Below are 440 nucleotides of genomic sequence, written 5' to 3' on the forward strand. Positions count from 1 at the left end.
GCTGGGCAGTCTGCGGGCATGGGTGTGTCGACGCCTGGTGTGGGCGTCGTCGGTGAATGTGGTTGTGGTGGTGGCGTTTTCGTTGGCGGGTCTATTCGCGTTGCGGTGGAGTCGGAGTCGCGCCGTCGGGTGGGGGTGGGGCGGGTGCTGCAGTGTGGTGTCGGGCCCAGATACGGCGGAGGATCACTTCGGGGAACAGCGTGTTGTTCACCTGTGGTGTGCGGGTGGGGTCGGTGGGGTCGATCCAGCCGACCCGGCCTTTGTCGGGGCCGGTGCGGATCACGGCGGTCTTCCACTGGGCGCTGCCGGGGCCTTCGCGCCGGTTGTCGTGCCCGCACGCGGCGCCTAGATTCCCGATGGTGGTACGCCCGCCGTACTCCCATCGGTGCACGTGATGGGCCTGGGAACCGAACATCGACGCCGTACATTTGGGTTTGGTG

At 67.5% G+C, this 440-nt stretch carries 1 protein-coding gene; it reads right to left on the reverse strand.

Annotated features, from left to right (window positions below):
• Window positions 1-91 precede the first annotated feature (91 nt).
• A partial coding sequence (locus HH308_RS29380) for an HNH endonuclease signature motif containing protein (protein ID WP_170197833.1) occupies window positions 92-440 on the reverse strand: 349 nt, incomplete at its 5' end.

Source organism: Gordonia asplenii, from assembly GCF_012933505.1.
Lineage (GTDB): Bacteria > Actinomycetota > Actinomycetes > Mycobacteriales > Mycobacteriaceae > Gordonia > Gordonia asplenii.